General features: G+C 41.1%; 16 protein-coding genes. 13 read left to right on the forward strand and 3 right to left on the reverse strand.

What is annotated here, in order from left to right; genetic code table 11:
• Positions 1-17: 17 nt before the first annotated feature.
• Complete coding sequence (locus tag ACFQWC_RS01720) at positions 18-155, forward strand: hypothetical protein (RefSeq protein ID WP_172655779.1); 138 nt, start codon at positions 18-20, stop codon at positions 153-155.
• A 67-nt stretch (positions 156-222) separates the two neighbouring features.
• Here ACFQWC_RS01720 and pssA read toward each other — a convergent pair whose 3' ends face one another.
• A complete protein-coding gene (gene pssA / locus ACFQWC_RS01725; protein ID WP_299738568.1) occupies positions 223-762 on the reverse strand; it encodes a CDP-diacylglycerol--serine O-phosphatidyltransferase in 540 nt (179 codons plus the stop codon).
• Positions 763-983: 221 nt separating this feature from the next.
• Here pssA and ACFQWC_RS01730 point away from each other — a divergent pair, with 221 nt between their 5' ends.
• A complete protein-coding gene (locus tag ACFQWC_RS01730; RefSeq protein WP_299738566.1) occupies positions 984-1,766 on the forward strand; it encodes a phosphatidylserine decarboxylase in 783 nt (260 codons plus the stop codon).
• A 48-nt stretch (positions 1,767-1,814) separates the two neighbouring features.
• Here the strand turns inward: ACFQWC_RS01730 and sda are convergent, their stop codons facing one another.
• Positions 1,815-1,955 carry a sporulation histidine kinase inhibitor Sda gene (gene sda, locus ACFQWC_RS01735; protein ID WP_044339579.1) on the reverse strand — a complete coding sequence of 47 codons (141 nt, stop codon included), beginning with the start codon at positions 1,953-1,955 and terminating at the stop codon, positions 1,815-1,817.
• A 434-nt stretch (positions 1,956-2,389) separates the two neighbouring features.
• Between sda and ACFQWC_RS01740 the strand changes: the two genes are divergently transcribed.
• The 8 genes from ACFQWC_RS01740 to ACFQWC_RS01775 are packed head-to-tail and all read left to right on the forward strand — an operon-like array spanning position 2,390 to position 7,416.
• Positions 2,390-2,938: a YqeG family HAD IIIA-type phosphatase gene (locus tag ACFQWC_RS01740; RefSeq protein WP_299738562.1), complete on the forward strand. Its 549-nt coding sequence runs from the start codon at positions 2,390-2,392 to the stop codon at positions 2,936-2,938.
• Positions 2,935-4,035, forward strand: a complete 1,101-nt coding sequence (yqeH, locus tag ACFQWC_RS01745) for a ribosome biogenesis GTPase YqeH (RefSeq protein ID WP_377105786.1) — start codon at positions 2,935-2,937, stop codon at positions 4,033-4,035. Before ACFQWC_RS01740 ends, yqeH begins: the two co-directional genes overlap by 4 nt.
• A 10-nt stretch (positions 4,036-4,045) precedes the next feature.
• Entirely contained in the window at positions 4,046-4,891 is an 846-nt protein-coding gene (gene aroE / locus ACFQWC_RS01750) for a shikimate dehydrogenase (protein WP_377105788.1), read from the forward strand.
• Positions 4,878-5,171, forward strand: a complete 294-nt coding sequence (gene yhbY / locus ACFQWC_RS01755; RefSeq protein ID WP_377105790.1) for a ribosome assembly RNA-binding protein YhbY — start codon at positions 4,878-4,880, stop codon at positions 5,169-5,171. The genes aroE and yhbY overlap by 14 nt, the downstream gene beginning before the upstream one ends.
• Positions 5,172-5,185: 14 nt before the next feature.
• Positions 5,186-5,752 (forward strand): nicotinate-nucleotide adenylyltransferase, encoded by a 567-nt coding sequence (locus tag ACFQWC_RS01760; RefSeq protein ID WP_377107202.1) that lies wholly within the window; start codon positions 5,186-5,188, stop codon positions 5,750-5,752.
• Positions 5,745-6,311 carry a bis(5'-nucleosyl)-tetraphosphatase (symmetrical) YqeK gene (yqeK, locus tag ACFQWC_RS01765; protein ID WP_377105792.1) on the forward strand — a complete coding sequence of 189 codons (567 nt, stop codon included), beginning with the start codon at positions 5,745-5,747 and terminating at the stop codon, positions 6,309-6,311. Before ACFQWC_RS01760 ends, yqeK begins: the two co-directional genes overlap by 8 nt.
• Positions 6,312-6,315: 4 nt before the next feature.
• Positions 6,316-6,669, forward strand: coding sequence for a ribosome silencing factor (rsfS, locus tag ACFQWC_RS01770; protein ID WP_299738552.1), 354 nt, complete (start codon positions 6,316-6,318; stop codon positions 6,667-6,669).
• Positions 6,670-7,416, forward strand: a complete 747-nt coding sequence (locus tag ACFQWC_RS01775; RefSeq protein ID WP_377105795.1) for a class I SAM-dependent DNA methyltransferase — start codon at positions 6,670-6,672, stop codon at positions 7,414-7,416.
• Between the two features lie 776 nt (positions 7,417-8,192).
• Here the strand turns inward: ACFQWC_RS01775 and comER are convergent.
• Positions 8,193-9,014, reverse strand: coding sequence for a late competence protein ComER (comER, locus tag ACFQWC_RS01780; protein WP_299738548.1), 822 nt, complete (start codon positions 9,012-9,014; stop codon positions 8,193-8,195).
• 80 nt (positions 9,015-9,094) lie between these two features.
• Between comER and ACFQWC_RS01785 the strand changes: the two genes are divergently transcribed.
• The 3 genes from ACFQWC_RS01785 (at position 9,095) to ACFQWC_RS01795 (ending at position 12,615) form a co-directional block, all read left to right on the forward strand.
• Positions 9,095-9,700 (forward strand): helix-hairpin-helix domain-containing protein, encoded by a 606-nt coding sequence (locus tag ACFQWC_RS01785; RefSeq protein ID WP_377105797.1) that lies wholly within the window; start codon positions 9,095-9,097, stop codon positions 9,698-9,700.
• Between the two features lie 79 nt (positions 9,701-9,779).
• The gene (locus ACFQWC_RS01790; protein WP_377105799.1) at positions 9,780-10,343 is read left to right on the forward strand and encodes a ComE operon protein 2; all 564 of its coding nucleotides are present in this window, start codon (positions 9,780-9,782) and stop codon (positions 10,341-10,343) included.
• 46 nt (positions 10,344-10,389) lie between these two features.
• On the forward strand, positions 10,390-12,615 hold the full coding sequence (locus ACFQWC_RS01795; RefSeq protein ID WP_377105801.1) for a DNA internalization-related competence protein ComEC/Rec2: 2,226 nt from the start codon (positions 10,390-10,392) through the stop codon (positions 12,613-12,615).
• Positions 12,616-12,685 lie beyond the last annotated feature (70 nt).

Genomic DNA, 12,685 nt, shown 5'->3' on the forward strand with positions numbered 1-12,685 from the left:
AGTGAGGAGGTATTGTAATGCCGTATGGGTACCCTTGTTATGGACCAGTCTATCCAGGTTACTATGGTGGTGGAGGATTCTACTTCGCGTTAGTTGTTGTATTACTAATCTTACTTTTCCTATTTGGTGGATGGTGGTACTACAATAACTGTTAGCCTGACAAGTACAACCTTATATCCGAGCAGAGCCCTGTTCCATGGGAACAGGGCTCTGTTATCATCCTTACATCTTCTTTAAAGTAAACGGGCTAATCATTAAAATGGACAGAATGATGGTCATACATAAAATGAGAACACCTGAAACAAATGGGATGGCGAAATAGCACAGGGTCAGTAAACATCCGGCTACGGTTATTGGCAAGCCCGTAAAGTAGCCATCGTTCTCTGAAATATTGAAGCGAGCCAATCGAAAAGCTCCGCACCCTATATAAAATATGACGAAAAACATCCCGGGAAAGTCATACTGATTCAGAACAGCTGTATACAGGAGTAATGCCGGTGCTACGCCGAATGATATAATATCACTCATGGAATCCAACTGCTTCCCTAATTCTGACTCAATGTTCAATCTCCTCGCAACCATCCCATCAAAGCGGTCTGTTAAGGCTGCGACGAAAATGAGTAACAAACATAGGTTTAATTGGTTATGAAGAATAGAAATGATAGCAAATCCACCTAAAGATAAGTTGGACAAGGTAATGAGGTTGGCCGTTTGGGCCTTAAGCTTTTTAAATGTTTGATCGACGACTTCGGAGAGAAACAATCATTACTCACTCCTTTTAAATAAGTTTGCTCACCATTGAACATAATTTCTGCCTGGGATTTTCACGTGTCACATTACTTGCAGAAACAAGGGCCCTGAGGTCACTGTTACATCCAATGGTGAAAAAAGATTCTTATAAATATAGTATATAATAATATTTTATTATATACTTATTAAACTGTTAAAGTTAATCGTTTTTTAGAAATATGTGAGGGATTATAATGAAGCAATCCATTTATCGTCTTTTTATTGAACTAACAAATAAGAAATGGTCCTCTTATATGATCAGGAAATTTGTACAGTCACCTTTGAGTCGGCCGTTTGTTTCATCATTCATTAAAACGTACAAAATAAATGTGGATGAAATAGAAGGTCGGGTAGCTGACTATAAAACATTACATGACTTCTTTATAAGAAACCTGAAGGAAGATGCGAGGGTCGTACAATATAGTGAGAAACAAGCAGTTAGTCCAGTTGATGGCTCCCTTGCCAGTACCGGAGTCATTTCCGAGTCCCTTGAAATAGAGGTGAAAGGAAAGACGTACTCCATTCTTGATATGCTTGGTAGTGCAGAGAAAGCTTCTGATTATTGCGGGGGAGAATTTGCGGTGTTTTATCTGAGTCCTGCAAATTATCATCGCATACACAGCCCCGTGTCAGGCACGATTCTCGGCAGGTGGTCACTTGGACAGCATTCTTACCCTGTTAATGAGCTGGGGTTGATGTACGGCAAAGAAGCACTTTCAAAGAATTTCCGCTCCATTACGGAGCTTCAACATGTAAAGGGCAAAGTGGCTGTAGTAAAGGTAGGGGCCATGTTTGTCAACAGCGTTGATTATGTTCATGAAGGAAAAGAGTGGAAACAAGGCGAAGAAGTCGCATACTTCAGCTTCGGCTCCACCGTGATCCTTTTATTTGAAAGGGATACATTCCAATTCTCAAGGAACAAAGAAATTCCAAGGAATGTAACCGTCGGGGAAACAATAGGAGATTTCACTCAATAAAAAAGAGGACGGATTTGATATAAATCCGTCCCATTTCATGTTAGTATTCTACGAAGTAGCTTTTATTTTATTAGTAAGAGATCGACGGTGAATTTCCATTTCGATGAGGCGAATGAATTCTGTATTGAGTTTCAACTCCAACGCTTTGAAATAAGAATCAATCAACAGTTCGTCCGATAATTTCCTCATTAATGCCACCTCCATAACCATCATCTTTTTTTATTTCGAAATATTAAGTTTTGTACGTTTTTAAGTAGTAATTAAACTTTACCAAATTTATTTTTTTAGAACAAGCGTTCCGTTATCCACAGTTCACGGTGGATAAGTTGTGACTAACTTGTATATAACTGGTAAATAAGCCATATTCATGTCTTGTATAATGTGAATAAGGTTATCCACAACCATGAAGGAAACTGGAAATTTGTCGAAAAATATTTATTCTCTTTGGGAATATTTATGGAATCCCAGGAATATATGTGATTTATTTTGAATCTGCAGGGAAAATTGGTTATCATTAATCTGTTATAGGTTAAAAGATACTAATAGAAAGAATTTGGAATCCGCAGAAATCAATGGACGTGGAGCTATACAATTTAAAAAAAGTAAAATATTAAAGTGAATAAATGATAAAGAAATTTGAGGTGCTGCAAGTGATAAAGCAATTTTTACCCGATGAACAGGTTCAGGATATTTTCAGTATCCGTCCGGAGTATTTAAAAGAAAAGGGAATTAAAGCGATCATTACAGATTTAGACAATACGTTAGTGGAATGGGACCGCCCCAATGCCACCCCTAAATTAATTCAGTGGTTTAAAGAGATGCAGGAACATGGAATCCTTGTGACCATTGTGTCCAATAATAATAAAAACAGGGTGGGAGCATTTGCAGAACCTTTAGGCGTTCCGTTTATTTTTCAGGCCCGTAAGCCAATGGGACGTGCTTTTAAGAGGGCGATTCAGGAAATGGGTGTGAAGAAGGAAGAATCGGTCGTGATTGGAGACCAGCTGTTAACGGATGTTTTGGGCGGAAATCGAAACGGTTTCCATACGATACTGGTTGTTCCCGTTGCTCAATCAGATGGGTTCATCACAAAGTTCAATCGTCGAGTTGAACGCAGAATAATGAAGTTTTTCAAGCGTAAAGGCATGCTTGAGTGGGAGGATAAAAAGTGAGTCAAGTTGTATGTATAGGATGTGGCGTTGAAATCCAGACGGAGAATAAGGAAGGAATGGGGTATGCACCTCCTTCGGCTCTTCAAAAAGAAGAGATTATTTGTCAACGTTGCTTTAGATTAAAGCATTATAATGAAGTCCAGGATGTCCCCTTAACGGATGATGACTTCTTGAAAATATTAAATGAACTTGGTGATTCAGAAGGGTTGATTGTCAAGATTGTCGATATATTTGATTTCAATGGGAGCTGGCTGCCTGGATTGCATCGTTTCGTGGGGTCTAACCCGATTCTGCTAATCGGAAACAAAGTGGATCTTCTCCCCAAGTCTGTGAAACCCTCCAAGCTGATTCATTGGATGAAGCATGAAGCAAGTCAATTAGGGTTAAAGCCTATTGATGTTCAGTTAGTGAGTGCTGCAAAAGGTCAGGGGATTACCGAAGCGATCGAAGCGATTGAACATTATCGAAACGGGAAAGACGTGTATGTAGTAGGGTGTACAAACGTTGGGAAATCAACGTTTATAAACCGTATTATCAAGCATGTATCAGGTGAACAAGATGTCATTACGACGTCTCACTTCCCTGGCACCACTCTCGATATGATTCAAATTCCACTTGATGACGAAGAATCACTCATAGACACGCCGGGAATTATTAATCATCATCAGATGGCCCATTTTATTGATAAACAGGATTTGAAAATCATTACTCCCAAGAAAGAGATCAAGCCGAGAACCTTCCAGTTGAATCCGGAACAAACCCTTTTCTTCGGTGGATTGGCACGCTTTGACTTCATGGCGGGTGAGCGTCAGGCATTTACCTGTTATTTCTCAAATGAACTATCCATTCATCGCACAAAGATTGAGAAAGCCGATGAGCTCTATATGAACCATGCAGGAGAACTGTTGCAGCCGCCAAGAAAAGATGATATGGGCACATTCCCTCTACTTGTGAGGCATGAGTTCAGAATTAAAGAAGCAAAAACAGATATCGTCTTCTCAGGTTTAGGATGGATTACAGTGAATGACAGAGGGGCGACCATTGCTGCCCATGTTCCTAAAGGCGTTAGTGTTTTCTTGAGAAAATCATTAATCTAGGAGGGATTCTGTGGCTCTATATGGTGTTATAGGAGATCCGATTGCCCATTCTATGTCTCCCGAGATGCATAATGCTGCGTTCCAAGAATGTGGAATGGATTCTGTATACGTGAAATTTCACGTGAGAAAAGAGCAGCTTTCCCAAGCCATTAATGGAATAAAGGCTTTGGGAATTCAAGGAGTGAATGTGACAGTTCCCCATAAGGAACATGTCATGCCTCTCTTAGATGGAATCGATCCATTGGCAGGGGCGATCGGGGCAGTGAATACGATTGTCAATGAAAACGGTAAGCTGATCGGTTATAATACAGACGGTCTTGGGTTTGTTGAAGGCTTGAAAAATATAGCAGATGACCAACTTGAAGATAAATCGATGCTGATTATCGGTGCCGGTGGTGCTGCGAGAGCCATTTATTATTCTCTTGCTTCTTTAGGAGTAAAGAGAATCGATGTGACCAACCGGACTGCATTGAGAGCAGAAAATATGATTAAAGCGTGCCCTTTCGATTTAAACTCGCGCTTTCTATCTCTTGAGGCTGCTGAAAACAGATTGGACCAATATGATGTAATCATCCATACAACATCTATAGGAATGTTTCCTCATATAAAAGGGAGTCCATTAACGATCAAAGAGTTAAAAGAGGGGTGCATCGTTAGTGACATTATCTATAACCCTTTAGAAACAGCATTATTAAAGCAAGCGAATCAGAAAGGTGCTCGTACTCAAAATGGTCTTGATATGTTTGTGTACCAGGGAGCCCTTTCATTTGAAAAGTGGACTGGAATCTTTCCACCGTATTCGATAATGAAAAACACCGTATTACAACAACTAGGAGGTCAACATGTTAACAGGTAAACAAAAAAGATATTTACGTTCAGAAGCACATCATTTAAATCCGGTTTTCCAAGTGGGAAAAGGCGGAGTCAATGAAAATATGATTAAAACAATCGGAGAAGCGATTGAAGTAAGAGAACTGATGAAAATCAGTGTTCTTCAAAACTGTGATATGGATAAGTCAGAGGTAGCTGACCAGCTATCAAAAGGCGTAGGAGCAGAGGTTGTCCAGGTAATTGGAAGTACCATCGTCCTTTACAAAGAATCGAAGGAAAACAAGCAATTAATCCTACCACGATAAGGATTGATAAAATGATGAAAAAGGTTGGACTCCTGGGAGGGACATTTAATCCTCCTCATATGGGCCACTTGGTTATTGCCGAGCAGGTGTTGAAGAAGGCAAATTTAGATGAAATTCGATTTCTTCCTAATCATGCCCCTCCTCATAAACAGGTGGATGATCGTGTAACGGCGAATCAGCGCCTCTTCATGCTGCAACAAGCGATTAAGGGCAACCCCCACTTTTCCATTGAGGTGATTGAATTGGAAAGGGAGGGTGCCTCTTACACCTACGACACCATCAAGCTATTAACCGAGAGGGAAGAGGAAACCGAGTTTTCTTTTATAATAGGCGGGGATATGATCGAATATCTCCCGAAGTGGTATCGAATCGGAGATCTTCAGGAAATGGTAAGGTTTATTGGTGTCAATCGTCCTTCCTATTCACATGAGACTTCGTTTGATGTTCAGTTGATTGAGGTTCCAGAAATTGATATTTCTTCTTCCTATATTCGCGACACAGTGAAAAAGGGACAATCGGTTCGCTACTTAGTTCCAGATGATGTGTGTCGATTCATAAAGGAGGAGAAGTTGTATGAATAGGGAAAAAGCCTTGGAAATCGTAAAAGACCATTTAACGGAACATCGCTATATACACACTTGTGGTGTCTTGGACACAAGTATAGAGCTTGCGAAACGGTATGGAGCCGATGAGAAAAAGGCGGAAATAGCGGCGATTTTCCATGACTATGCGAAGTTCCGGGATAAGCATGAAATGCGAAGAATCATTGTAGAAGAGAAGCTGGCTCAGGATCTTTTGCTGTACAATAGTGAGCTCTGGCATGCACCTGTAGGAGCCTTACTTGTAGAGCGTGAAGTTGGTATACAGGATGAAGATATTTTAAATGCCATTCGCTACCACACTTCAGGAAAAGAAGAGATGACCACTCTGGACAAAGTGATCTATTTAGCTGATTACATCGAGCCGAATCGACAATTTCCCGGGGTGGAAGAAGTGAGGGAACTCGCCAAAGAATCATTAGATCAAGGCATTTTAAAGGCTCTTCAAAATACAATGACGTTTTTAATGAAAAAAAATCAAGCGATCTATCCGGATACATTTCGCTTTTATAACGGATTAATTTTAAACCAGAGGAGATGAAGGAATGGAACAAAATTTAGTAGAATTAGCGTTTAATGCCGCTGATGATAAACGTGCTGAAGATATTGTTGTATTAGATATGAAAGGTGTTTCTTTAATTGCGGATTATTTCCTGATTTGTCACGGGAACTCAGACAAACAGGTACAGGCAATTGCCCGTGAATTAAAGGACAAAGCAGAAGAAAATGGCTATTCAGTCAAACGGTTGGAAGGATTTGATCAAGCACGCTGGATCTTAGTCGACTTAGGTGATGTAGTCGCTCACGTGTTCCATAAAGAGGAAAGAGGTTACTATAATCTTGAGCGCTTATGGGGAGATGCATCTTTCGTTGAAGTTGGACAAGGTGAGAGTCACTAAATGAGTTATGAACGTTTTGCTTATATGTACGATTATTTAATGCAGGACGTCCCATATGATGGCTGGTTGGAGTTTGTCGATAAACAAGCCAAGGCCCATTCAATCCAAGGGAAAAGTGTTCTTGACATCGCTTGTGGCACAGGGGAATTATCGCTGCGCCTAGTCCGGGACGGTTACGATGTAACAGGTGTTGACCTCTCCCAGGATATGCTGATGGTTGCTCAGGAAAAGGCATTAGAAATGAACGTAAAGCTTAATCTGTTTCAACAGGATATGTCAAAGCTTGATTCACTTGGTGAATACGATCTTATCACGATTTTTTGTGATTCCCTGAATTACCTGGAAGACGAACTTGATGTTGAAAATACGTTTAAAAGTGTATTTGCTCATCTGAAGCAGGGTGGCTTATTCCTATTTGATGTGCATTCCATTTTTAAAATGACGCAAATATTTATTAACAAGACGTATACCCTGACGGATGATCAGGTTTCATACATTTGGGATTGCTTTCCTGGAGAAGTGCCCAATAGTGTAGAGCATGAACTGACTTTTTTCGTGAAAGTTGAGGAAACGAATCAGTACGAAAGAGTAGAAGAGCTTCACAAACAGCGGACATACCCCATTCTTACCTTAAAGGAATGGTTAAAGGATGCAGGGTTCGAAGTGTTGGAGATCTCTGCAGACTTCACGGGAGAAGCTCCTACAGACCATAGTGAAAGAATTTTCTTTACCTGTAAGAAGAAATAATAAAAAGCCGGATCGTCTCTGAAAAGAGAAATGGTCCGGCTTTTTTGAATGGCCTTATCAAAAGGATTTATAAAAAAGTTCTGCAAAGTTTGTTGCTATTGTAGAGAAGAAAGTACTAGTTGATTTCCGCTCCAGGATGCTCGCTTTCCGCGGGGCTGGCGGTGAGCCTCCTCGGCTGCGCCTCCGGGGTCTCACCTGTCCAGCTACGGGGCTTAGGGGCTCGAGGTCATAAGCCAAGTCTGCCAAAAAGGCAAAGTGCGCCTTTCCGGCAGACTCGTCTTATGCTTGTCGCCCCTGAGCTAAGCCCCTCCGCTTTTCGTACTGTCCAGCTATTCCCGCAGGAGTCGAGCATCCTTCCGCTTCAATCAACATTCTGAGCATGTATCTTTAAGGAAATTAATCAGAACAAGAATTTTAGCAAACAACCTTAATTAAGGGTAGAGATTGATTTCCCTTTTATGAAAGAAGAATTATATTTTCTAGTTAAATGACTTTCTTGTACATGTTGAAGCTCTGTCACAGAAATTATGTTGAAGATGGTGAGGGGAACTGCGTAGACTCCTGCGGATGTACGGGCGTGCCAAGACCCCGTTCGGCTAAGCTGAGGAGGCTCGGCCGAACGCTAGCTGCAAGCGGAGCAGTTCCCCTCACCATCCAGCACACATTAATTGACAGAGCAATGCAGAACTTATGTTAAAAATAACAATCTTTGCGAAAAGAGCGTTAAAAAAGAAGGGAAAATTCATTTTATGTCGAAATATAAAAAAGGAGTCCTGCTAGACTCCAAATTGTGATTTCGTTCCTTCAATGTCATCCACGAACTTTTCTTGTGTAGCTTCAAATAATTTTTCGAAAACATCTCCTAATTCCCTTTCCATGACTGAAATGCCTATTCCGGTCACTCCACCTTTTACACAAACTTTCTCTTGAAGTGTCGGTAATGTATAAATATTTTTCTTTAATAAGTCCCCAAGACCAACTAGCATTTCGGATGCCAGAACAGTAGCCGTCTCCCTGTCAATTTCCGTCACTTCCACAGCAGCGTTAATAAATCTTTGTGTGACATAACTGAAAAAAGCCGGCCCGCAGCTGACAATGTCAGAAGCCACTCGCGTCACATTTTCATCAATCACTACAGGTGTGGAAATATGCTCAGCCAGCCTCGTTAAATCTCGTCTCCATTTATCTGAACAATGACTTCCATACGTTAAAAGTGACACCCCGCTTAGTGCGCGATTTGTAATGCTTGGAATGAATCGGGCGCAGGAACTGGTCAGTAACGACTCTAGCTGATCCACGCTAACTGGACTGGTTATCGAAACAACGCATTTGTCCTTTGTAAAGCTTTTCTTATTCTCCTGAATCACATCATACACATCATGAGGTTTCACACAAAGGAAGATCAAGTCAGATGACGCAATTACGTCTTCATTTGAATACCTCACATTCACTTTGTTCCATTTCTCTTTTATATCCTCGGCCTTTTTTATTGAACGATTCGTAATATGAAGATGTGAAGGAGAAATCGCTTTTGATTCAATGAGAGCTTCAATAATGATTTTCCCCATGTTTCCCGTTCCAATGATACCTACTTTCATGTGCAGCCCTCCTTCTATCACACTCTCTCCTAAAACTTATGAATTTCTTGCAATGAATATTCCACCAGAGGTGATTTCCTGTGCAGTCCCTAATTGAAAAATACAGAACAGTCCTTGTGATTCTGATGATTTGTGCCATTGTCCTGATTGCATATATATTAAAAAATGCTTCCGCAGCTCCAGTGAAAGAGGCTACTTTTACAGCAGCCCCTGCTAAAAAAGAAAAGGAGCTTGAAGAAGTGGAATCCGTCGAAAAAGTGTATGTTGACGTAAAGGGAGAGGTTGTTCACCCTGGATTGTATGAGGTGAGGCAGGGCGATCGGCTGAAGTTTGTAATCGATCGAGCCGGTGGTTTCACCGCAGAAGCAGATAAGAAAGTGATCAATTTAGCTGTAAAGGTATCAGACGAAATGATGATTTATGTACCCAAAATCGGAGAAATTGAAACAACCCGGCTGGCTCCTTCGATGCCCGGGGCCGATTCAGGAAAGGATGGAATAAACATTAATACTGCCACACAACAGGAATTCGAAACCCTGCCAGGAATTGGTCCTGCCAAAGCGTCGACTTTTATCCAATATCGTGAAGAAAATGGTCCCTTTAAGGCTATAGAAGAAATTAAAAACATCTCTGGAGTCGGTGAAAAAACCTTTGAGAAATTAAAAGAATATATTTATGTTCAATGAATTGACGAACATAGGAAGTCTTTATACACTTAAACAGACAAATAAAATGTAGCTAAAAATCAAAGAAGGAGGAATGGGGATGGAAAGAATCGCTTGGCATCAATATTTTATGGCTCAAAGTCAGCTCCTTGCCCTGCGCAGTACGTGTACAAGACTGGCAGTCGGGGCAACCATCGTTCGTGAAAAACGAATCATTGCAGGAGGTTATAATGGGTCCATTGCAGGAGGGGATCATTGTATAGATGAAGGATGTTATGTGATTGACAATCACTGCGTGAGGACGATCCATGCCGAAATGAATGCCCTGCTGCAATGTTCAAAGTTCGGCGTGGGAACGGAGAATGCGGATATTTATGTTACGCACTTCCCATGTCTTCAATGCTGTAAGGCTCTTATTCAGGCAGGAATCAAAACGGTTTATTACGCAAAAGACTATAAAAATCATCCTTACGCCATTGAACTTTTCGAAAAGGCAAGCGTCCATGTTGAGAAAGTTGCTTTTGACGAAAGCAGCACCGACGTAAAACACAAAGAAAAAGCCTCCATGATGGTCCAATTAATTGAAGACTTGAGAAAACAGGGTGCTGCAGAAGAAAAGCTCAATTACTATGAACAAGAATACATAAAACTCTTTAATGAATAGAGGAATATGCCTTTACCTGGCATTTTCAGTACTTTCAGGGACGCTGATGGCACTTCAATTCCATTGGGGTGCTGTCGTTCTTGCTTTGCTCCTTCTATCCCTTTTCCTCAGGAAAATGACCTTCACCGTTCTTCTTTTCTGCTTCTTATTTCTTTTCATTTCCTTTTTCAATACCACGATTCAAGAAAAAAGGCAGAAAACCGTTCTGCCATCAGAACCTGCACCAAACGTCTTTCAAATCGTAATCAATGACATACCAACCATCGATGGAAGTACCTTTGTTTCCTTGGCCAAAATAAAGAAGGAAAAGGTTCTCGTGCGCTTTTATTTCTCTTCAGAGGAAGAAAAACGACAATTTCAACAAGTGAAGCCCGGTTTTGTCTGCGAAGTGAAAGGAGAGTTGACAGAACCCAAACCGAATAAAAATCCAAACTTATTTCATTATAAAAGTTATTTAGCTCAGCGGGGAGTTTATTGGATTCTCGACGTACAAGCTTTCGGGGGATGCGTGGATCAAGGCAAATGGAAACACGCCCTCATACATCTGAGATTCAATGGACTGAAGAAAATCGAAAGGGAATTTCCATCTTCAACAGTAGGAGTGACCCAAGCGTTGATGTTTGGGGAAACGAATATGATCTCAGAAGATACGATGCAGGCATTCAGGGAGCTCGGCGTCGTTCATTTACTGGCGATTTCGGGCTTGCACGTCGGGTTGATCTTTGCCATTCTCCATTATTTCCTATTAAGAGTAGGCATTACAAAAGAAGCGGTGACATGGATAGGGATTTTTTTACTCCTATGTTACATCGTACTGACAGGAGCATCACCTTCTGTTATCAGGGCATCCTCCATGCTGATTGTGATTCTTATGAGCAGAAAAGTGGCAAAGGGCTTAAATACGATTGACAGTCTGGCGGTAGTGTTCATCATCATTGTATTATACGAACCCTTTTCTATTTTCAATGTGGGATTTCAGCTGTCATTTATAGTGAGTTTTTCTCTTGTTGTATCTTCATCAGCTATTTTATATACCTCTTCATCCATCGTTCAATTGCTTAAAGTAACGCTTGTTGCCCAGCTATCTTCACTGCCCATCGTCATCTATCATTTCTATGAATTCTCTTTGATAGGCTTTCTCACGAATCTTCTTTATGTACCCCTTTTCTCGATCATGGTTCTTCCCCTTTGCATCATTGTCTATTTTCTGACGTCTTTTCTATCTCTCGAGTGGTTGCTGCTCATTTATAAATACCTTCTGGATTGCATACAATGGATCTCTTCGGCGATTGCATCTTTTCCATTCAGTACAATTGTGCTGGGGAAGCCTCACTTTCTTTTGCTGCTCGGTTATTTCATCGTTATTTACGTTGTGTTCGTTTGGTTTGAACAAAGGAAATATATGCTTTCCGGATTGTTCTTGATTCTTTATGGAGCCTCGCACCTGCTCATCAACACCTATAATCCCTATGGAGAGATCGTATTCATGGATGTTGGACAAGGTGATGCTACATTGATCAAGCTGCCATACAATCGAGGAACCTATCTTATCGATACAGGTGGGGAAATGCAGTTTCCGAAAGAAAAATGGGAAGAGAGAAAGAATCGTTTTTCTGTAGGGGAAGACATCGTCGTTCCTTTTTTGAAAAGTAAAGGTATCACATCCATTGACACCCTGATATTAACACACGGAGATCTCGATCATATTGGCGGAACAGAAGCGGTTCTTGAGGAAATGAAAGTGAAGGAAGTCTTGATCAGCCCTAACAGCGAGGATAAAGGTGAAATGAAAAAAATCGTGAAATTCGCCCGGCAAAAGAGGGTTCCTGTTAAGGAAGCCCGGTATCCATTCAGTTGGGATGGTGATAAGGATGGGCTGCATGTTGTTTCGCCACAGGATGAGGAATATGAAGGCAATAATGACTCCATTGTCTTATATGGAGAAATCGGATCTTTGAAATGGTTATTTACCGGGGATTTAGAAGAGCGAGGGGAGAAAGAGTTCATCCGAACCTTTGATTTGCCGATTGATGTGTTAAAAGTAGGTCATCATGGGAGTAATACGAGTACAACTGAAGAGTTCCTCGTTGAAACGAATCCGTCTGTTGCGGTGATCTCTGCGGGTGAAACCAATCGATTTGGGCACCCTCATCCTGAAGTAGTGGAACGATTGGAGAGAAGAGGAATGACTATATATAGCACCGGAGAAAATGGGGCGATAACCTATCGTTTTGGGGATAAAAAAGGAACGTTTTCAGCCCACCTGCCATAGGATGTATTACAAAACAAATTAAGCGCTAATGAAAAAGGGGCAGACCCATCACAAAGAGTCAGGCGCCTTC

Origin of the sequence: Rossellomorea sp. GCM10028870 (genome assembly GCF_042666755.1) — a bacterium.
In the GTDB taxonomy this organism is placed as follows: Bacteria; Bacillota; Bacilli; order Bacillales; family Bacillaceae_B; genus Rossellomorea.

Bases quoted from the DNA above. Each gene is read 5' to 3' on its own strand.
- ACFQWC_RS01790 (WP_377105799.1), top strand. From the start codon at position 9,780: ATGGAAAGAATCGCTTGGCATCAATATTTTATGGCTCAAAGTCAGCTC.
- yhbY (WP_377105790.1), top strand. From the start codon at position 4,878: ATGTTAACAGGTAAACAAAAAAGATATTTACGTTCAGAAGCACATCAT.
- ACFQWC_RS01795 (WP_377105801.1), top strand. From the start codon at position 10,390: ATGGCACTTCAATTCCATTGGGGTGCTGTCGTTCTTGCTTTGCTCCTT.
- sda (WP_044339579.1), bottom strand. From the start codon at position 1,955: ATGAGGAAATTATCGGACGAACTGTTGATTGATTCTTATTTCAAAGCG.
- ACFQWC_RS01730 (WP_299738566.1), top strand. From the start codon at position 984: ATGAAGCAATCCATTTATCGTCTTTTTATTGAACTAACAAATAAGAAA.
- ACFQWC_RS01760 (WP_377107202.1), top strand. From the start codon at position 5,186: ATGAAAAAGGTTGGACTCCTGGGAGGGACATTTAATCCTCCTCATATG.
- comER (WP_299738548.1), bottom strand. From the start codon at position 9,014: ATGAAAGTAGGTATCATTGGAACGGGAAACATGGGGAAAATCATTATT.
- ACFQWC_RS01740 (WP_299738562.1), top strand. From the start codon at position 2,390: ATGATAAAGAAATTTGAGGTGCTGCAAGTGATAAAGCAATTTTTACCC.
- ACFQWC_RS01720 (WP_172655779.1), top strand. From the start codon at position 18: ATGCCGTATGGGTACCCTTGTTATGGACCAGTCTATCCAGGTTACTAT.
- ACFQWC_RS01775 (WP_377105795.1), top strand. From the start codon at position 6,670: ATGAGTTATGAACGTTTTGCTTATATGTACGATTATTTAATGCAGGAC.
- rsfS (WP_299738552.1), top strand. From the start codon at position 6,316: ATGGAACAAAATTTAGTAGAATTAGCGTTTAATGCCGCTGATGATAAA.
- yqeK (WP_377105792.1), top strand. From the start codon at position 5,745: ATGAATAGGGAAAAAGCCTTGGAAATCGTAAAAGACCATTTAACGGAA.